Origin of the sequence: Enterococcus ureilyticus (assembly GCF_001730315.1) — a bacterium.
Lineage (GTDB): Bacteria > Bacillota > Bacilli > Lactobacillales > Enterococcaceae > Enterococcus_L > Enterococcus_L ureilyticus.
In genome coordinates, this window is record NZ_MIKC01000005.1 from 100,675 (window position 1) to 119,108 (window position 18,434).

Annotated in this window: 22 protein-coding genes; 4 read left to right on the forward strand and 18 right to left on the reverse strand. The window is 35.3% G+C overall.

The window, feature by feature from the left end:
- Position 1: 1 nt before the first annotated feature.
- The 3 genes from sapR to BCR24_RS04270 form a co-directional block, all read right to left on the reverse strand.
- Complete coding sequence (sapR, locus tag BCR24_RS04260; RefSeq protein WP_069639328.1) at positions 2-676, reverse strand: two-component system response regulator SapR; 675 nt, start codon at positions 674-676, stop codon at positions 2-4.
- A gap of 332 nt (positions 677-1,008) precedes the next feature.
- The gene (locus BCR24_RS04265; RefSeq protein WP_069639329.1) at positions 1,009-1,608 is read right to left on the reverse strand and encodes a hypothetical protein; all 600 of its coding nucleotides are present in this window, start codon (positions 1,606-1,608) and stop codon (positions 1,009-1,011) included.
- A 148-nt stretch (positions 1,609-1,756) separates the two neighbouring features.
- A complete protein-coding gene (locus BCR24_RS04270; protein ID WP_069639355.1) occupies positions 1,757-1,963 on the reverse strand; it encodes a hypothetical protein in 207 nt (68 codons plus the stop codon).
- Positions 1,964-2,126: 163 nt separating this feature from the next.
- On the opposite strand from BCR24_RS04270, the gene BCR24_RS04275 reads away from it, so the two are divergent.
- Entirely contained in the window at positions 2,127-2,426 is a 300-nt protein-coding gene (locus BCR24_RS04275) for a nucleotide pyrophosphohydrolase (RefSeq protein WP_069639330.1), read from the forward strand.
- A gap of 802 nt (positions 2,427-3,228) precedes the next feature.
- Here the strand turns inward: BCR24_RS04275 and BCR24_RS04280 are convergent.
- From BCR24_RS04280 to BCR24_RS04290, 3 genes are all read right to left on the reverse strand, one after another.
- On the reverse strand, positions 3,229-3,678 hold the full coding sequence (locus tag BCR24_RS04280; RefSeq protein WP_069639331.1) for a MepB family protein: 450 nt from the start codon (positions 3,676-3,678) through the stop codon (positions 3,229-3,231).
- A gap of 258 nt (positions 3,679-3,936) precedes the next feature.
- Positions 3,937-4,296 carry a DUF7006 family protein gene (locus tag BCR24_RS04285; RefSeq protein WP_239574205.1) on the reverse strand — a complete coding sequence of 120 codons (360 nt, stop codon included), beginning with the start codon at positions 4,294-4,296 and terminating at the stop codon, positions 3,937-3,939.
- A 188-nt stretch (positions 4,297-4,484) separates the two neighbouring features.
- On the reverse strand, positions 4,485-5,309 hold the full coding sequence (locus tag BCR24_RS04290; protein ID WP_069639333.1) for a LysR family transcriptional regulator: 825 nt from the start codon (positions 5,307-5,309) through the stop codon (positions 4,485-4,487).
- Between the two features lie 160 nt (positions 5,310-5,469).
- Here BCR24_RS04290 and BCR24_RS04295 point away from each other — a divergent pair, with 160 nt between their 5' ends.
- Positions 5,470-6,462, forward strand: coding sequence for a YeiH family protein (locus BCR24_RS04295; protein WP_069639356.1), 993 nt, complete (start codon positions 5,470-5,472; stop codon positions 6,460-6,462).
- A 44-nt stretch (positions 6,463-6,506) separates the two neighbouring features.
- Here the strand turns inward: BCR24_RS04295 and psiE are convergent, their stop codons facing one another.
- Positions 6,507-6,959, reverse strand: coding sequence for a phosphate-starvation-inducible protein PsiE (gene psiE, locus BCR24_RS04300; protein ID WP_069639334.1), 453 nt, complete (start codon positions 6,957-6,959; stop codon positions 6,507-6,509).
- Between the two features lie 285 nt (positions 6,960-7,244).
- Here psiE and BCR24_RS04305 point away from each other — a divergent pair, with 285 nt between their 5' ends.
- Entirely contained in the window at positions 7,245-7,973 is a 729-nt protein-coding gene (locus BCR24_RS04305; RefSeq protein WP_069639335.1) for a TraX family protein, read from the forward strand.
- Between the two features lie 73 nt (positions 7,974-8,046).
- On the opposite strand, the gene BCR24_RS04310 is transcribed toward BCR24_RS04305, so the two are convergent.
- From BCR24_RS04310 to opp1B, 11 genes are all read right to left on the reverse strand, one after another.
- The gene (locus tag BCR24_RS04310; RefSeq protein ID WP_069639336.1) at positions 8,047-8,715 is read right to left on the reverse strand and encodes a CPBP family intramembrane glutamic endopeptidase; all 669 of its coding nucleotides are present in this window, start codon (positions 8,713-8,715) and stop codon (positions 8,047-8,049) included.
- Positions 8,716-9,264: 549 nt separating this feature from the next.
- Positions 9,265-9,624 (reverse strand): 50S ribosomal protein L20, encoded by a 360-nt coding sequence (gene rplT / locus BCR24_RS04315; protein ID WP_069639337.1) that lies wholly within the window; start codon positions 9,622-9,624, stop codon positions 9,265-9,267.
- Positions 9,625-9,724: 100 nt separating this feature from the next.
- Complete coding sequence (gene rpmI, locus BCR24_RS04320) at positions 9,725-9,925, reverse strand: 50S ribosomal protein L35 (protein ID WP_010771140.1); 201 nt, start codon at positions 9,923-9,925, stop codon at positions 9,725-9,727.
- A gap of 47 nt (positions 9,926-9,972) precedes the next feature.
- Positions 9,973-10,494, reverse strand: a complete 522-nt coding sequence (gene infC, locus BCR24_RS04325) for a translation initiation factor IF-3 (RefSeq protein ID WP_010762696.1) — start codon at positions 10,492-10,494, stop codon at positions 9,973-9,975.
- Positions 10,495-10,792: 298 nt separating this feature from the next.
- Positions 10,793-11,593, reverse strand: a complete 801-nt coding sequence (locus BCR24_RS04330; RefSeq protein WP_069639338.1) for a Cof-type HAD-IIB family hydrolase — start codon at positions 11,591-11,593, stop codon at positions 10,793-10,795.
- A gap of 14 nt (positions 11,594-11,607) precedes the next feature.
- On the reverse strand, positions 11,608-12,393 hold the full coding sequence (locus tag BCR24_RS04335) for a Cof-type HAD-IIB family hydrolase (protein WP_069639339.1): 786 nt from the start codon (positions 12,391-12,393) through the stop codon (positions 11,608-11,610).
- A gap of 268 nt (positions 12,394-12,661) precedes the next feature.
- Positions 12,662-13,783, reverse strand: coding sequence for an RNA-guided endonuclease TnpB family protein (locus BCR24_RS04340; RefSeq protein ID WP_069639340.1), 1,122 nt, complete (start codon positions 13,781-13,783; stop codon positions 12,662-12,664).
- Between the two features lie 145 nt (positions 13,784-13,928).
- Entirely contained in the window at positions 13,929-14,888 is a 960-nt protein-coding gene (locus BCR24_RS04345) for an ABC transporter ATP-binding protein (protein WP_069639341.1), read from the reverse strand.
- Complete coding sequence (gene opp1D / locus BCR24_RS04350) at positions 14,888-15,949, reverse strand: oligopeptide ABC transporter ATP-binding protein Opp1D (protein WP_010771135.1); 1,062 nt, start codon at positions 15,947-15,949, stop codon at positions 14,888-14,890. The genes BCR24_RS04345 and opp1D overlap by 1 nt, the downstream gene beginning before the upstream one ends.
- Positions 15,950-15,954: 5 nt before the next feature.
- A complete protein-coding gene (opp3C, locus tag BCR24_RS04355; protein WP_069639342.1) occupies positions 15,955-17,007 on the reverse strand; it encodes an oligopeptide ABC transporter permease in 1,053 nt (350 codons plus the stop codon).
- Complete coding sequence (opp1B, locus tag BCR24_RS04360) at positions 17,007-17,948, reverse strand: oligopeptide ABC transporter permease Opp1B (RefSeq protein ID WP_069639343.1); 942 nt, start codon at positions 17,946-17,948, stop codon at positions 17,007-17,009. Before opp1B ends, opp3C begins: the two co-directional genes overlap by 1 nt.
- An 81-nt stretch (positions 17,949-18,029) precedes the next feature.
- Between opp1B and BCR24_RS04365 the strand changes: the two genes are divergently transcribed.
- Positions 18,030-18,377 (forward strand): DUF3899 domain-containing protein, encoded by a 348-nt coding sequence (locus tag BCR24_RS04365; RefSeq protein ID WP_069639344.1) that lies wholly within the window; start codon positions 18,030-18,032, stop codon positions 18,375-18,377.
- Positions 18,378-18,434 lie beyond the last annotated feature (57 nt).

The following is an 18,434-nucleotide window of genomic DNA, read 5'->3' on the forward strand; positions in this document are numbered from 1 at the left end:
TCTATGGAACAATATAGCCTTGCCCAACTTTTGTTTCGATATAGCCTTCAAGCCCTGCCTGTTCAATTTTTTTTCTTAACCGATTGATGTTGACGGTCAAGGTATTATCATCTACAAAACGTTCATCTTCCCACAACGCACGCAATAATTTTTCTCTCGTTAAAATTTTCCCATGTTTTTTGATCAAAATATACAATAGACGGTATTCATTTTTACTTAAATCGATCACTTCCCCATTGATTTCCATACTGCCGTTATCCACATTCAATGTAATTCCGTTGTGGGACATGATTTCACTACCGACCTCAGAATAATTATACGAACGACGCAGTAAAGCATTGATTTTAGCAATCAACACATCGATTTGAAATGGTTTTGTGACAAAATCATCTGCGCCCATGTTCATCGCCATGATCATATCCATGTTCGTATTGCGACTTGAAATAAAGATAATTGGAATTTTCGAAATTTCTCGGATTTTCTGACACCAATAGTACCCATCAAACACAGGTAAATTGATATCTAATAAAACCAATTGTGGTTCTTCACGCTGAAAATCTTCTAAAACATTATTAAAATCCGTTGTTCCAAAGGTATCAAACTGCCATTTCTGCAACTCTTCACTGATCAATTCGCGAATCGTTGCTTCATCTTCTATAATCATGATTTTTGCCATTCTTTTACCCTCCAGTTATTTCCTTCTATTGTACCTTATCAGAAAATTTGCGTCATTCATATAGGACTTTTAGCCGAAATTTTAATAAAAAAAAGAAACAAAAGTTTTTCTATCTCCCCTCGCTAAGTTTAATCACGTAAATTCTATAGCCTCTTTTAGAAAATGGAAATTAATTCCAAGCAAACCCATTCTTAACAATGCACATTCTATTTTTGGAACAATGTTACAACTTAGTTTTATATTTCTAAATAAAAAAATAGCCTATGATTAATCTTTTCAAGTAAATAAGATTTAACTATAGACTATTTTTTCATCGTTCAAAATGGTTGTTTCTAAGAAACTACCGTCACATTAATTTCTGTTCTCTCATAAGAGATTTCGTCGATTACTGTCACAGATGACGTCCCAGGTTCTACTCCTATTATTTCTTTTATTCGGTTTGTTTCGTCTAAATTGTTCTTACCAAATGCGATTCGGTCATTTCTTTTTTCGTAGAACACTTCTTTCTTTAAGCGATATTCTTCTGGTAGTCCAATTGTGGCTTGCGCTTCGATTTGATAGCTTTCGCCAACCTTTATCTTGACTTCTTTTTCTTTGACGATTGGCGCTGTCTTTTTATATGGCACTAATTCCAGCTCATAAGTGTCGCCCTTTCCCCATCTCATACAATAATAAAGGTAGGTTAACGTTTTATTCGATGGATTGCTCGTTTCCCACGTTGCGTAGAATCGGCCATTTCTTTCATCATACTGGCGTATTCCTCTTCCGCTAACCCAATTAGTCGGATTTTCTAGGTCTTCACTCTTTTCAAACACAACTAATCGTTTGTTCGTTACTATCACATAGGGATTATTTAAATCTACTTTACTGAAAAAATGATCTTGATCTGAATCATAATCAATTTTCCCCGTATATTTTTTACCTACGGTCAATTCATCTGCTTCTGCTTTAGTGTTCCCAAAATCATCTTTATTCGCTCATAATCTTTTTCATTTTCATGAAAAATAATCATTTATTTCTTCTACAAATTGTATTGTTGGTTACTATATCTATAATTTGTTATCAGAAATTTATATTTACCTATTCCAAAACAGTTATACCACTATCTGATAAGACTTTACCAATAAACAAGAAAATACCATCTAAAAGCAGAACCGTCATATTCACACCAAAAAAGATCGATAACTTTTCAATTCCTTGGATTTTTTCTTTTGTTCTAAGAGTCATGTATAAAATAAAATTACTGCCATATGTAAAAACTGTCAGTACCATTACAAGTTCTATCAACACTGCTTCTCTCCTCACAGCTTTTTTGTTTGTACTCCATTCATTTTACGCTAGCATTGGCTTTTTTCAAAGGGAAGAATCATTGAATTTTTGGCAGAAACTATTTCAGTCAAAAATTTCTATGTTAGAATAGATAAAAATGTAAATGGTTAGGAGAATAAGTATGAATGAATTGATTCAAGAAATAAATGCGTTTCGAGATGAACGGAATTGGCGTCCTTATAACACCCCAAAAAGTTTAGCCATTTCAATTTCTTTAGAAGCCTCAGAACTATTGGAAAACTTCCAATGGTGTTCCAGTGAACAAGCAGTCTCAGCCACTTTTGAAAATATCCAAGAGGAGCTAGCAGATGTCCTCATCTATTCACTCATGTTGGCTTCAGACTTAGACCTAGATGTTCCACAAATCATTCGTGAAAAGATGAAAAAAAACGCAGTGAAATATCCTGTAGAACCAAAATAATGGTATTGTTTTGATAGCAGTAGCCATCTCATCCATCCACTTCAAGGAAGCTAGTATTCTATTCTCTTTATTAAAAACAAGAATGGACAGTTATTTCCTTTTTAATGAAAGAGATAATTTACACATGAAAAGTACTAGAAAATACTCATTCATGTAATTTTTTTCCAACCCTTTATTGACCCTAAAACGGTTTTCCTATAAAATGGAAGTTAGATAGAAACGAATAGGATAAAAAAAAAGCACTTCATGATTTAGCTACCAACTAAATCATGAAGCCCTGAACAGTCAGTGAACACCTGACCAATCAAGTTGCTTAAGCCAATATTTATACATTGACATCTTCCATTTTACTCAATTTTGACAGAAATTTCTAGAGGTTTGTACTAGTTTTTTCTGGCATGGAGATGTTTATGTTTATTTATTGAACTTACAATGGCGTTGGATGTGTATCCAGCGCCATTTTTTTATTTATCCGTTTCTATCTGGTAGGAACGCTTGCTTACTTTTTTTCATAACATATCAATGTCAACCAACCATTGACAAGATTAAAGGCTGATCCCAACCAGCCTTACCCATTCTCCTGGATGATTAAACGAGTAAGCAGCGTTTCTTTTAAGCTAATAGTCAATTACTACTCCCAAGTATTCTTTAAGAAAATGCAATGTACAAACCAACGCACCCTTTTTCAATACTTCCTTTTATAAAAACATCGTTATTTGTATTTTCTTAATTGATGACTATTAGCACTGGAGATAAGCATTTTGCTTATCTCCAGTTTTTTGATTGAGCTTTTTTTAAACGCTCAGCCAAAATAAAGTTTGTCTAAAAAATCCAAATCCCACGTATTTGTCAGATCTATAAAATAAGAATGTTGCCAACGTTGTGTCTCCGCTGCTGTTTTATTCAACCCCTTTATCCAGTCTGGATAAAGGCGTAAGGCCATTTTACCTCGTTTTTTCTTATTAGTTAAACTATTTTTATCTGCTAAAATTGATTTTGGAAAGACAAATTGTCCTATTTTATCTTGATCAAATATAGTGATGATTAATTTATCTGGTGCTGACTCGTAGTCGTAAGGTTGATTTTTACGGTTCTCGTCTTTTTCCCAAAATGCAACAAAATAGCCTAACTTTTTAGGTGTTTTTTTGGCTCTTCTACTTCTAAAGGATTGATTTCCTACTTCAAAGGTTGCGCCTTCGTAGGCTTTATTTTGTTCTTCTATTTTAAATTCTGATAAGTGATCTATTCCCATTTCTTTAATAATTTTTGCTACATAATCAATTGATTTTATGCTATTACACCCCCTTTTATTCACTATGTCAACGAGTTAGACTGAATTATTGTATCATGCCATTTTCTTAAAAAGAAAGCACTTTTCATCGTTTTTCCTACGTTTAGAAATACTTACAAAAAAATACAACCAACGCTAACCGTTTGCTGCACTTTTTCAAAATTGTTCTAGTGATTTTAGCTGTTACCAATAAGTTCCTATGTAACAATGATAGACCGATCAGAAAATTCTTTGCGAAATTGACCAGGTTTCGTATTCCGGCATATCAAAAATGTATTTTTCCCTATGTGTTTTTTTATAGTCTTGTTCAATTAAGCGAATTGTATCGATGGCAGTATCATTTTCTAGTGCATAATCATTAAAGATAAAAAAAATAACCAATGTGCATTTTTCATCTATCGCCATCAATTTAGGTAGGGTTACAGCCAATGTCTCAGCATTTATTTTGGCTACTAATTGATTGGCTTGCGTTGCCAATTTTTGATAATAATCAATGAATTCTTGGTCGATATTGATTGTTTGGTCCACTGTTGCCACATACTCTTTTAACTGAATGTTCCATAAAAATCCTTCTCCCACGATGTTTCCTCCTGTCATACAGCTACTATACTACATCTCACATCTCAAAACTCAGCTACATACTTGCTCTATTTTTATTCATTATCTCTTATTTAAGATAGCACAGGACACCTATTTTTTTCCATTAAAACGGCTATTTTATTTACACAATAATCTTTCGATTCATTTAACGACCATTCTTAAGCAGTTCAACTATTTGTTTTATGACAATAGACCTGAATCCATCGATTGATTGCTTGCAATTGTGATGATTCGATGTGTTGTCTTTTTATAAAATAAAAGTTTCTTCGATATTCTTGGCTTAGAGAATGCCAGGTTATTTTCTTCGTCAGGGATTTTTTGGATATGATGGATTGACCTATGCCTTGCTCTAAACATCGAATGATCATTTCATTATTTTTGATGACCATCTTTTGAGGATTCAGATTCTGCTCTAAAAAATAACGTTCTGTATAATGAAAAACACCAGAAGTTTCCTCTCGAACAAGCCAAAGCTTTTGAGAAAAATCACCAGCGTGAACTAACTCATCGGATAAAATCTCTTGGCGAATAATTGAATCTGTGACTAAAGGTTTTTCAATAAAGCCAAAGTGTGCTTGATGTTTTTCGATTTTGTCTAAGACCTGTTCAGAGTTATCCATTTCTAAAATAAATGAAACCTCTGGAAATTGGCTTATCAATTGTACTATCATTTCTGGCAGATAATACACGGCGAATGTATTCGAAGCAACAATCCGACATGTTTCTCTAGGAATTGCTTTGATTCGCAGTGCTTGTAGTGCATCTTCCCAATCATCTGATAAATTAAGCAAATGATGATATAAAATATCTGCTTGCTTGGTTGTGATGATTTCTTGGCGCCCATTTCGAATAAATAGTTGAATAGCCAGTTCTTCTTCTAATTGTTTAATTTGATTAGACACTGCTGGTTGGGAGATAAACAGCTGTTCTGCCGCTTTTGAAAAATTTTTTGTTTCGTAAACACTACGAAAGGTTTTCAGTAATTTAAACATAGTAACCCTTTCCATTCATTTTCGTTATAGATATTATTTTAACTATTTATTTCTCAAATGCAAATTATTTCGTTATACTAGATTCAAAGAGATACAAAGAAAGAAGAGGAATGATTTAGTGAAAAATAATAATGGAAAAAATTCTTATGCAACAACGATCATGCTCATTTTACCAGGACTAATAACTGCGTTTGTCGTAGCTGTTATCAGCAAAGTAGTGGCTATTTGGCTACCAACTCTGGGCGCTGCTACGATTGCTATTTTACTGGGTATTTTATTAGGCAATACTTTTTTGAAAAATCCAGTTCTTGAAAAAGGAACCAAAATTGCTGAAGGAAAGTTGTTAGAATTTTCCGTGGTCTTGTTAGGGGCAACCGTTACCTTTCAGACCATTGCTCAAATCGGGCTAAAAGGCGGACTTTTTATCCTTTTACAAATGAGTTTGACAATTATTGCGACGTATATTCTTGGAAAAAAAATGTTATTTTCAGATAATATGTCCTTATTGATGGCTGGTGGAAATGCTGTCTGTGGCTCATCTGCGATTGCATCGATCGCCCCTTCGATCCATGCAAAGGAAGAAGAGAAAGGGCAAATCATCACTTTAGTCAATTTGCTAGGCACGATCCTGATGCTGCTACTCCCTCTTATTGGGTCTGTTATTTATGGGAGTGACATTTTAACAAAAAGTGCTTTGATTGGCGGTACTTTACAGTCCGTTGGGCAAGTAGTAGCAAGTGCCAGTATGATCAATGGACAAGTAGTGGAACTCGCTATGTTATTTAAGATCATGCGCATCATGTTGTTGGTAGTAGTTGTTTACCTTTTTGGTCGCTTCAAACAACAACGAACGCCTAGTTTAGAGACTGTCGGATCACCATCTAAGAAAAAGAGCTCAGCTTTACCATGGTACGTAGTAGGATTTCTTTTATTTTGTATTGTAAATAGTCTGATTCATTTACCGAAAGAATTCAGTGAAATAGCCCATTTCTTTAGTGGTTGGTTTGAAATCACTGCTTTAGCAGCAATTGGTTTACGCTTAGACTTTCAAAAGTTTTTCAAAGAAGGAAAACGTTTTTTGATTTACGGATTATCCGTTGGTTTTATTCAAGTACTTTTAGCAATCGTCTTGATTTCATTATTAAGTATTTAAAAAGAGGTTACTTCAGCCTTACACTGGAGTAACCTCTTTTCTGTTTATTTAATTGATTCTTTGCTCTCGTCCACATTGGTTTTAAATCCCACATAAGACTTATTGCCGCTTAAATTAAGTACAAACAATACAATCACCAATGATAAAATTGACACTGATAACAGTAAAGTTTGAATTGCATCCCCATGTATCACCATCAGTTGTCTTAAGATTGCCGTAATACAAATCAGAATCAAATACCTAATTGGAATATGATGACCTTCTTGAATATAACGAATCACCATCATAATAAACTCAAATAACATGAAAAATGCCACAACTTCCTGCATTACGATCGATAAGTTTTTTGGTGTCATTGGTTTGGCAATAAATGTACTGATGTCAATCAATTGACGAATCATAAAAATTAAAATAAGTACGGCAAGCACGCCTAAAACAATATCTAAAACAAGATTGACATATTTTTTCATTATTCCGAAACGCTGATCTTCTTTCATTTTTGTCCTCCTTTCATTTTAATAGCGAGATAGCCTATAACGCTCGATGCCATGCATCTGTCTAACCTAAGACTTTCACTATTTTTCCTCATAAGAATAATATATCATTTTTTTTACACGATGTAAAAATCTAAAACTAAAAAAATGTATACAAAACGAACCACTTAAATCCATTATTGTGAACATCAATCTAAAAAATCAGAGTGAAAAATACAGCTAAAGCCCCAAGATTCTTAATGATACATATGTTATTTTTAAATCAGAACGTTTAGGGGGAATTATTTTATGAACAAAAAATTAGATGCCTTTCATTTAAAGGTAATTGCAATTGTTGCTATGTTGCTGAATCATATTGGTAGCGGGTTTAAGCTTTATGAGTATTCCGATCAGTTATTCTTTTTTACTGAATTCATTGGGAAGTTGACGTTTCCTATCATGGCCTATTTATTAGTGGAAGGCTTTCATTACACGCGAAATATCAAAAAATATGCAACGCGTTTAGCTTTCTTCTGGATTATTTCTATCTATCCATTTCATATGTTATTCTATCCTGATCATCCTTTTAGTGCGACCGAGTTAGTCAATAATATTTTCTTTACGCTTCTAATGGGGCTGATTTTGATTACTTTATATGATAAAACAGAAAATACAGCTGAACATATCCTTTTAGTCATTGGCTTTTCTTTTGCCACAGTAATGTCTGATTGGAATTTGATTGGCGTGTTGATCATTTTTGGTTTTTATCGGATTCAAAATCCTAACTTTAAAAAAATTATTCCGCCCGTTTATGCGGCTGGGTTCTTGTTTTTATTGCTATTGATTGCCTATCTTATTTCCCCTAGTTCAGTCCCTTGGTATGAACTGGTATCCGTTTTGGGCATTTTAGGAACAATTCCGTTGCTTTTACATTATAATGGTCAACGTGGCTACTCGCCAAATTGGGTTAAATGGGGCTTTTATCTATTTTACCCACTGCACATGGTTATACTGATCATAATTCGCGGAATGTTGTAAGAAATTTTAGCTCCTGATCATAAAAAAAGCAAAAAAATCATCGAGATTTTTTGCTTTTTTTATTTCTATTTTATTATATCAAACCTAAAGCAATCACGATTGCTGGAAGTATATTGTTTAAAAAATGAATGGATATACTTACCTCCAAGCGTTGTGTTTTATAGTACGATAGTGAAAGAATCAGCCCCATCAAACCATAAATCAAAAAACTAATCAAGTTTGTTGGTCCATGAATCAAGCCAAATAAAACGGAGCTGATTGCAATACTAACAATTGGAAATTTTTCTAACCAATAGCCAATGATGCCACCTCTAAAAACAATTTCCTCCATAATTGGTGCTGAAATCCCAAGCAACAATATAATCAATAATGGATTTTCACCTGTAAATATAGTTTGAATCACCGCATCATTAGCCGTTGACTTAGCTCCTTGATTATTCAATAATAACGTTCCGCCGATAGCGATAACTCTTGCTAAGATAATCCCAACAATTATGATCCCAATATTTTTCTTCGTTAGAAAATCAAATTTGAAACTCAAAAAGCCTAGCTTTTTTGCGACATAAATCAATAGCCAGATATTTCCAATTGCCAATAAAATCAATAAAATCGTTGCAAATAGCGGCATGTTCACTTCGCCCATTTCCATTGAAAATCCCTTTGCTATTGTATAGGCAGTCATACTAACTTGGCTCAATAAGAACAATCCAATAACAATAAAAAACTTTTTAATATACTCCATCCAATACTCCCCTTCTTATACAGTAAAATTCTGTATGTATTCATGATAGCAAAGTATGGTGGATGAGTAAATTAAATTTTATACCAACTTTACATACAACGCGATAATTGACGCCATAGATTCTTTGACGAGTTTTATAGATATGTAATCATTTCTTGAAATCGAGGCTCCTAAAACCCGCTTTTTTAATCGAGCAGGTAGCTGTGGATCAATCGTTTTGATACAGCTTTACAAGCGTCTCTTAAAGCAGAGCCTGCCCCCCGATACAGGTAGTACTTCTTGCTCGCTTTTCAATAAGACAATGCTTTGGACTGCTACTTTTCGAGCAGATCTAACATGTTCCTGTGCTAATGTTATTACCTGTTGAAATTGTTTTTGATCAACAATTTTATCAATTACAGTTAGTAACTCACTTACTGAAACCAAAAAATAGCTGTAAAGCGACTTTCCAAGCTATTATATTCAATTTAGCCTAACCTTAAAATGAGTTCAAAAAAATACCCACTCGAATGAGTGGGTACAAACGCTGATAAATCAACGAAGATTCAATTATTTAGCTAAAGCACCTTTAGCTTGGTCAGCTAATGCTGTAAAAGCTGCTGCATCGTTCACTGCTAATTCAGCTAACATTTTGCGGTTGATGTCAATCTCTGCCAATTTCAAACCGTGCATTAATTTAGAATAGCTCAAGCCATTCATACGAGCTGCTGCATTGATACGTGCAATCCATAATTTACGGAAATCACGTTTCTTTTGACGACGATCTCTGTATGCATAACTATAAGATTTCATTACTTGTTCTTTTGCTGTTTTAAATAAAGTATGTTTTGATCCGTAATAGCCTTTCGCTAACTTAAGGATCTTTTTACGACGTTTACGGCTTACTACGCCACCTTTAACACGTGCCATGGTTAATTCCTCCTAATATATCTGTTGTCTCTATGAGTTATTTTTAATTGCTAAGTTGTGACAAGAATCTTTTCAGCTCTCTCAAATCAAGCAAGCTTTTTTATTTCATTCTTGCTAATTGTTGGCGAATACGTTTGAAATCGCCTGCTGAAACCATTCCTGCTTTACGCAATTGACGACGTTGTTTTTTTGTTTTACCGTGGAAACGGTGACTTGTAAACGCACGGAATCTTTTTAACCCGCCGTTACCAGTACGTTTGAAACGTTTTGCTGATCCGCGGTGTGTTTTTTGTTTTGGCATGACTAATTTTCCTCCTACAATTTCATACTAATTATCAGCTTGTTAGCTTAATTTTCATTCTTCGGTGCCAGCGTTAGGAACATGCTGCGTCCGTCCATTTTCGCTTTTTGTTCCACTGTAGCAATATCTGCAGTTTCTTCAGCCAAGCGATCAAGAACTTTCTGACCAATTTCTTTGTGGGTAATGGCACGGCCTTTGAAACGGATCGAAGCTTTCACTTTATCCCCTTTTTCTAAGAATTTACGTGCATTACGAAGTTTTGTATTAAAGTCATTTAAATCAATTGTTGGACTTAAACGAACTTCTTTTACGTTGATCACTTTTTGTTTCTTACGAGCTTCACGCTCTTTCTTTTGCGTTTCGAAACGGAATTTACCGTAATCCATAATTCGCGCAACAGGCGGTTTTGCAGTAGGTGCTACTAGCACTAAATCTAAATTCGCAGTTTCAGCAATTTGCAATGCTTCTACCTTTGTTTTTACACCTAATTGTTCGCCATCTTGTCCGATCAAACGTAACTCGCGTGCACGAATGCCGTCGTTCACCATCATATCCTTTGCTATGGTCATTCACCTCCAAGTTTTTTAAGAGAAAATCAGCGCCGAAACTTTTTTCCTATGTGTTCATTATCGTCATAAAATACAATAAAAAACAGGCTCTGTATACAGATCCCGCAATTGTTCGGACTTGTATCGATCGATACAAGGAATCCTATCTAGCCCAGTGACATTGTCAACTAAGGCGAGAAGCGGGTGCTTCTGCTTTCTTTTCTCAACTTTAACAGTATACGATAATAATTCGCTATTGTCAATAGTTTTTCTAAGAGAGAAACATCTTTCTATTGCGTTCTGTGATCTATTGGCTTGTTTAGTTTTGGAGTAATTCTTCAATTTTTAGTAACACACCATTTTCATCATTCGATGAAATAATCTCCTTAGCTATTGCTTTGACCTCTGGCTGTCCATTGCCCATCGCATAGCTGTATCCTGCATGTTTCAGCATTTCTAAATCATTGCCACTATCACCAAAAGCTGCAACTTCTTCTGTTTTGACCCCCCATAGTTCTTGTAGCTTAATCAAACCATGTGCTTTATGGATACCAGGTACAATCAAATCAACGTCTCCGTGTCCACTAGAAACTGGAATAACTTTATCGCCTAAAGCAACATGCAACTGATGCAATACTGTTTCTACCTGATCCACTGGAAAACTCAAGGCAAATTTAAACAAAGTGTCGTCTTTCACTTCACGTAAGTCAGGCACTTTTTTTAAACGATGGTAATATTTTTGACCGTGTGCTACAAATTCGTCAGGTTCGTTAAGACTAACATAAGCACTATTTTTCCCACAAAGAATGATATGGCCCTCTTCAAAATTTACTAAAATTTGCAATACTTTTTGGATCGTTTTCGGGTCAATTTCACCATTGAAAATCTCGTTGCCTTCGCTGACAATATACGCACCATTTTCAGCCACAAAAGAGATTTCAGTTGCGATTTCTGGAAAAAAGGACTTCAATTGATAATATTGATTCCCACTAGCCACAACAAACCGAATACCTTGTTCCTTCATTTTGTTGTACAACTGCTTGAATTTCTCACGATCATAGTCTTGTTGACTAGTCAAAAACGTTCCATCCATATCTACTGCAATCATTTTTACTGTCATGATTCTACTTCCTCTCAATCTAATAAGCCAAAATGTTTTAAACCAAATCGAATGCCATCTTCTACATGGGACTTTGTAATAAAATCAGCTTGCTCTTTTACATTTGTCGCTGCATTTCCCATCGCAATCGCAGTCTGTACAGCTTCAAACATGCCTAAATCATTATTTCCATCACCAAAGGCATACGTTGGTAACTCGTTTAAGTTCAAGCGTTTGATGACTTGCTGAATCCCAGATTTTTTTGATTGACCACTTAGAACAACCGCTAATGAATAAGGACTATCCCTAAAGAAAGTTAGTTCTCTCGCAAAGGTCTGCCGATATAGAGAATCTTTCTCAGGTTCTTCTGAAAAAAGATAGACCATATAAATTTCATTTTTTTCGTGGAAATCTAATGAAATTCGTGGAAGTGGTGCATGATCTAATTGATATAATTTTTCCATGCTTTTCGTTGAATAACACGCAGCGTACTCATCTTCTGTATAACAGGCTAACGAATGATTTAAAGATTTAGAAAACGTCATCAATTCATTGATTTGTTTTATTGGGATCGCATGTTTTGAGACAACCTGATTTTCGACAACATTATACTGCCCATTCAAACTCACATAAGAATCAATTCCTGTTTCTGCTGTAATCTGCTTGATTTCCTTTGGAGAACGCCCACTTGCGATCATAGGTAGAATATTTTTCTTTTTTAACTGCAAAATTGCTTGCTTATTTTCTTTAGGAATTGTTGCATCAGAACCTAATAACGTACCATCCAAATCAAAAAAAACAAGTGCTTGGTATTCTGTCATTTTTATCCCCTTTCTCGATTTTTTTATCTTATTTATATTGTACTATACTTTTGACAACACCAAACAAAAAAACTTCATCCTATTTACCTAAGTACGTTCATACTTGATGCAATAGAATGAAGATGATTTTTTATTAACTAATAATTAGTGAACTATCTCTATTCGCTAGAAATTTCCTAGAAAAAGATAAATGATCGAATAAACGCTATATCTATCTTATATACCCTAGGCTATCCCTGTAGTCCCTACAGTTCTTTATCTCCAGTGACTATTGCACAACTTCTTGTAAGCCTCGAATCAAGACTTGAACACTAGCGGCTGTTTCTGGATCATTTTTACTTTTTTTCGTATTAATATCTTGAAAAAATATTTGACTTAGTTCTTTATTATCTGAATGTTCAGAACATTTTCCGCATGCAGAAACTTTGATCAGCCGTTTGTTATACCAAGATGCTTTATATTCTAACTTCGAGACAAATAATGCCCACGAAACATCTGTAACTCCTCGATGCAACTTATTATTTCTATAAAAATCGGCTTGCTGAATATCTTCGATACAAATCAAATCATACTTTCTAACAATTTCTGTCGTGATTTTATTCAGAAAATCAATGCGCTGATTCATTAATTTTTCCCGCATTTTTACTATTTTTAATTTTTGTTTCTGATAGTTTTTCTGTTGGGAGAGTTCTGTTCCTTTAGATTTCGCAATTTCCTTACGCCGCATCAACTTTCTTTCTTCTCTCGTGATCCGTTGTTCAAACTCTTTTGTGTATTTATCATTATCAATGCGTCTGCCATTTGATAATACCGCAAATTCTGAAACACCTAAAGTTATCCCGATAGCCGAATGTGTTTTTTCAACAGTTGGAATTTCTTCTTCACACAAGATTGAAACGAAATATTTATTGCTGGGAGTTAAAGAAATCGTTGCTGACTTTATTTTCCCTATTACCGGCCGATGCATTTTCATTTTTATCAACGATTTTAATTTAGGTACCTTCAAATATTTTCCATCAATAATTTTCACTGTACCATTTTGATTATTTGTTGTATAAGAGTTAACAGCATTCTTTTTTTGTTTTAACTTGGGAAAGCCTACTGATTTTTCTCGATGAAATTTTTTAAATGCTCGATCTAAGTATACCTGCGCATTTGATAAGGCCAAACTGTCCACTTCCCTTAAACAAGGATGCTCTTTTTTGTATTGAGCAGGTGTCGGTAGTTTAACGTTTAGATCAGGGTTTTCTTTCAATTGTTTATACAGTTGAATTCTTTCCTGTAATAAAAGATTATGCACAAGTCTGACACAAGAAAATGTTTTTTTGATAAACTCTTCTTGTAATGAAGTAGGGTAAAGTCTATATTTATACGCCTTTAATACCTTCATTTATTTCCCACCTTAACAAGAAGCGGTGAAATATCCCGAAAACACACTATTTCAACTGTTCACTTCTTATCTTCATTCCCTTTTTTAAAAATGCTAGCTAAGAAAAATGTTTCTTTTTCTTAGCTAGTATTTAGTTGACCAACTGCTACTCCTGAGTTGCTTTGGCTTTTTTCTCTTCGATTTTTTTACGATAAACATCGACTTCATCTTCAGAACAGTACACATAATGTTCTGGCGTGATTTCTCTTAGTTTACGTTCTTTATTATCTTCTGGTTGTGGTTTATAAACGATACGTTTACGTGTCCGTTCATAATCTGGATCAGGCAAGGGAATCGCTGATAATAAACTTTCAGTATACGGATGTACACCAAAGTTATACACATCATCACTTGACCCCATTTCCAGTAATCTACCACTATGCATAACACCGATACGGTCACTGATATGTTTAACCATGGATAAATCATGAGCAATAAACAGATAAGTCAGTCCAGCATCTTTTTGTAAGTCTTGTAATAAATTGACAACTTGAGCTTGAATCGATACATCCAAAGCTGAAATCGGCTCATCACAGATAATAAAACGAGGATCAACAGCCAAAGCTCTTGCAATCCCGATACGTTGACGCTGACCACCTGAAAACTCATGTGGATAACGTGTTCCGTGACTCGGATCAAGTCCAACGACTTTTAGTAATTCGTTGACCTTAGATTCACGCTCAGCGGCATCTTTTGCTAAATGATTAATGTCGATTCCTTCTGCAATGATATCATTGACCTTCATTCTTGGATTCAATGAAGCGTATGGATCTTGGAAGATCATTTGAACTTCACGACGGAATGCCTGCATCCCAGATTTTGAACGAATTTTACTGATATCGTCACCATTGAAAATGATTTCGCCACCAGTTGGATCATATAAACGAATTACACTACGACCAGTTGTAGATTTACCACTACCAGATTCTCCAACTAATCCAAATGTTTCACCTTCATAGATATGGAAACTGATATCGTCAACAGCTCTAACTTCGTCAGGACGTCCAACGTTAAAATATTGTTTTAGCCCTTTAACATCTAAAAGTACTTTTCTTTTTTCACTCATTATTTAACGCCTCCTGCAGTCGTATTATGGCGTTCAGCATAAATCGCCCAACGTCTTACAATTTCAGCTGGAGGGGTGATTTTTGGTGCTTGCGGTGCTAATAACCACGTTGCAGCTTTATGAGTTGGTGATACTTCAAAATACGGTGGTGCTTCTTCTGCGTCGATCTTCATGGCAAACTCGTTACGCGGATAGAACGCATCTCCTTTTGGTGGGTCTAACAAATCGGGAGGAGAACCAGGAATCGCATATAACTTATCTTCCGTCCCTTCCATTGTCGGCATTGAGCCTAGTAAGCCCCAAGTGTATGGATGTTGCGGATTATAGAAAATCTCTTCTGATGTTCCTACTTCAACTAAACGTCCACCATACATAACAGCTACACGATCCGCAACGTTTGCTACGACACCTAAATCATGGGTGATAAAGATGATCGATGTGCTGATTTTTTGTTGTAAGTCTTTTAATAATTCTAAAATTTGTGCTTGGATCGTAACATCTAAAGCAGTTGTCGGCTCATCTGCAATCAAAACTTCTGGATAACAAATCAGTGCAATCGCGATAACGATACGTTGACGTTGTCCACCTGAAAATTGGTGTGGGTAATTTTTCAAACGTTTTTCAGCGTTTGGAATCCCTACTAATTTTAATAATTCTAGTGCTTGATCTAGCCCTTCTTTTTTTGATACTTTATTGTGCTTAATCAATGATTCAGCTACTTGTTTGCCAATCGGCATGGTTGGATCCAATGACGTCATTGGGTCTTGGAAAATCATGGCAATTTCTTTCCCACGAATGGTTTGCATTTGTTTTTCCGTTTTGTGTACGATATCTTCACCTTTAAACAGAATTTCTCCATTGTCGATGTTTGCATTGCTGCTCAACAAACGCATGATACTTCTAGTAGTGACTGATTTACCACTACCAGATTCTCCTACGATTGCAAGAGTTTCCCCTTTAAACAGTTCAAAGCTCACGCCACGAATAGCATTTACTTTACCAGCAAATGTATCAAAAGAAATCTGTAAGTCTTTTACTTCTAATACTTTTTCCATAGTCATTCACTCTACTCTTTCATCTTAGGATCGAAGGCATCACGTAGTCCGTCAGCTAACAAGTTGAAACAAATCATTACGACTGACAAAGTTACGGCAGGAATCCACATCAAATATGGAAGGAAACGGAACGTTTTATACCCTTCATTTAATAATGTTCCAAGAGAAGCGGTCGGCGGTCTTAATCCTAAACCGATGAAACTTAGAAACGCTTCGAAGAAAATTGCCGATGGGATACTGAACATCATTTGAACGATGATCACACTAGAGATATTCGGCAATATATGTTTGATGGCGATCTTCAAACGAGATTCACCTAATGTTTGAGCAGCTAAAACGAACTCTTGATCTTTTAGTTTCAATGTCTGAGCCCGAACAATTCTGGCCATTGAAATCCAGTTGGTAATCACCATTGCTAAAACAATTGATAAAATACCTGGATCAAAAACAGTCAGCATCAAGATCATGACAACAAGGTTAGGAATTCCAGAAAGAACTTCAAGTACACGTTGCATCACTGTATCCACACGTCCACCTAATAGACCTGAAATCAAACCATATGTTACACCGATCGTAATATCAAGTAATGCTGCGATAAACGCAATCAATAATGAGATACGTGTGCCCATAAATAAACGACTTAATACATCACGGCCTAAACCATCTGTTCCTAGGTAGAAATTCACATTGTCTGGAACATTTGCTTGCGCATATTTGTCGACCATTTTACCAGCAACATTCGCTGTACCGTTAAAGCCATTGATACTATCTAAAAATGGAATACGCGGCGGTAAATTGATATAAGCGACATTTTGCTGAGTTGGATCATGTGGTGAGACCCAAATCGTGATAATTGAGATAAAGATGATGATTCCTAAGAAAACTAAAGAAATCACGGCTGCTTTATTCTTTTTCAAACGACGCCAAGAATCTTGTAAAAAGCTTAGCGACGGCGTTGCAATTCTTTCACGTTCCTTTGTTGTTGATGTATCCAAAGGCTGGAAGTCATTTGCAGGGATTTTTTTAATTTTTTCTGGGACATTGTTTAAGTCAACTGTTTCCATTAACCTTTGGCACCTCCTGAAACACGAATTCTTGGATCGATCAATCCATAAAGTAAATCAACGATCAAGATTACGAATACTAACAAAGCAGAATATAGAATCGTCACTGCCATAATTGTCGGATAATCGTTTGTCATGATTGATTTTACGAACTGCTCCCCAATACCTGGGATCGCAAAAATATTTTCAACTACTAAAGATCCCGTCATCAAACCAACAGCTAATGGTCCAAGTAAGGTGATCAATGGAATCAAACTATTTCTAAGTCCATGTCTCACAGCAACTTGCCAGCGGCTCAAGCCTTTAGCTCGTGCTAACTCTACATAGTCACTATGTAAAACTTCAACCATTTCCGTTCGTATAAACCTGGCGGAATCGGCCATGGGACTCATTGCCAACGCAATCGTCGGTAAAATTGTATAAGCAAAACCATTCCACATTGCAATTGGTAAAACTTTTAATTTCATCGCGAAGATATATTGCAATAATACCGCAAAAACGAAGTTAGGAATCGAACGTCCTAAAATAGCCATTAACGTAGCTAATGTATCTACCCATGTATTTTGACGCATCGCTGCAATGATTCCTAGTAAAATACCTACTAGTGTACCAAAGACGATTGCTTGCGCCCCTAATTGTACTGATGGTCCGATACGGCCTACCAAAAGTTTGGCTACTGGTTGATTTTTAAATTGGAATGAGATTCCAAAATCACCCACTAAAAGATTTTTTAGATAAATTCCGTATTGAACGATCACTGGCTTATCTAAACCTGACTGCTTATTCAACATAGCAATTGTTTCTGGACTAAGTTTTTCTTGGTTGGTATAAGGAGTACCTGGTAATAATTGCATTAAGAAAAACGTAATCGTTGCGATCAGCCACAATGTGATGATCATGAAGAAGACCCGTTTAAGAAAATATTTTCCAAAACTGTTCAAGAATGACACCTCCGAGATTATTTTGACTTCATCAGTTTTTTTCGATAAAGTAAGGATAGAAAATTAAGTAAGGATGAGCACATGAAAAAAATGAAATGGCCCTTGATTACCTCAGCGGTCTCAAGCATCGGTATTTTTACTTACCTACTGATAAAACAGTCACTGACTATCCGTTCTATATCTGATACCTTCTTCATCGTTTCATTATTCTTTTTAATTATCGGGTTCGCCTTATGGATCATGTCCTCAGGATTTTTCGATAATTTCCAACGTTTTATGAAAATGCATTTTCGTTTTAGGAAGAAAAATGAACCGAAAGAATTTATCCCATTTTCAGAGATAGGTAAAGCACATCAGCTTTACTGGCTTGAAACAGGAGGTATTTTACTGATTGTCTCTATTGTTTCTTTATTATTTTACTTTTTATGAGCAAAGATAGCAAGAGGACCGTTGCCTTTTTATTCAAAGAGGGCAAAGGTCCTTTTA

Coding starts and splice junctions, on each gene's coding strand:
- rpmI (WP_010771140.1), bottom strand. CDS start 9,925: ATGCCAAAACAAAAAACACACCGCGGATCAGCAAAACGTTTCAAACGT.
- opp1D (WP_010771135.1), bottom strand. CDS start 15,949: ATGACTATGGAAAAAGTATTAGAAGTAAAAGACTTACAGATTTCTTTT.
- psiE (WP_069639334.1), bottom strand. CDS start 6,959: ATGAAAGAAGATCAGCGTTTCGGAATAATGAAAAAATATGTCAATCTT.
- BCR24_RS04330 (WP_069639338.1), bottom strand. CDS start 11,593: ATGACAGTAAAAATGATTGCAGTAGATATGGATGGAACGTTTTTGACT.
- BCR24_RS04275 (WP_069639330.1), top strand. CDS start 2,127: ATGAATGAATTGATTCAAGAAATAAATGCGTTTCGAGATGAACGGAAT.
- BCR24_RS04290 (WP_069639333.1), bottom strand. CDS start 5,309: ATGTTTAAATTACTGAAAACCTTTCGTAGTGTTTACGAAACAAAAAAT.
- BCR24_RS04310 (WP_069639336.1), bottom strand. CDS start 8,715: ATGGAGTATATTAAAAAGTTTTTTATTGTTATTGGATTGTTCTTATTG.
- sapR (WP_069639328.1), bottom strand. CDS start 676: ATGGCAAAAATCATGATTATAGAAGATGAAGCAACGATTCGCGAATTG.
- BCR24_RS04340 (WP_069639340.1), bottom strand. CDS start 13,783: ATGAAGGTATTAAAGGCGTATAAATATAGACTTTACCCTACTTCATTA.
- opp3C (WP_069639342.1), bottom strand. CDS start 17,007: ATGGAAACAGTTGACTTAAACAATGTCCCAGAAAAAATTAAAAAAATC.
- rplT (WP_069639337.1), bottom strand. CDS start 9,624: ATGGCACGTGTTAAAGGTGGCGTAGTAAGCCGTAAACGTCGTAAAAAG.
- BCR24_RS04365 (WP_069639344.1), top strand. CDS start 18,030: ATGAAAAAAATGAAATGGCCCTTGATTACCTCAGCGGTCTCAAGCATC.
- BCR24_RS04335 (WP_069639339.1), bottom strand. CDS start 12,393: ATGACAGAATACCAAGCACTTGTTTTTTTTGATTTGGATGGTACGTTA.
- infC (WP_010762696.1), bottom strand. CDS start 10,494: ATGACCATAGCAAAGGATATGATGGTGAACGACGGCATTCGTGCACGC.
- BCR24_RS04280 (WP_069639331.1), bottom strand. CDS start 3,678: ATGGGAATAGATCACTTATCAGAATTTAAAATAGAAGAACAAAATAAA.
- BCR24_RS04305 (WP_069639335.1), top strand. CDS start 7,245: ATGAACAAAAAATTAGATGCCTTTCATTTAAAGGTAATTGCAATTGTT.
- BCR24_RS04345 (WP_069639341.1), bottom strand. CDS start 14,888: ATGAGTGAAAAAAGAAAAGTACTTTTAGATGTTAAAGGGCTAAAACAA.
- BCR24_RS04295 (WP_069639356.1), top strand. CDS start 5,470: ATGCTCATTTTACCAGGACTAATAACTGCGTTTGTCGTAGCTGTTATC.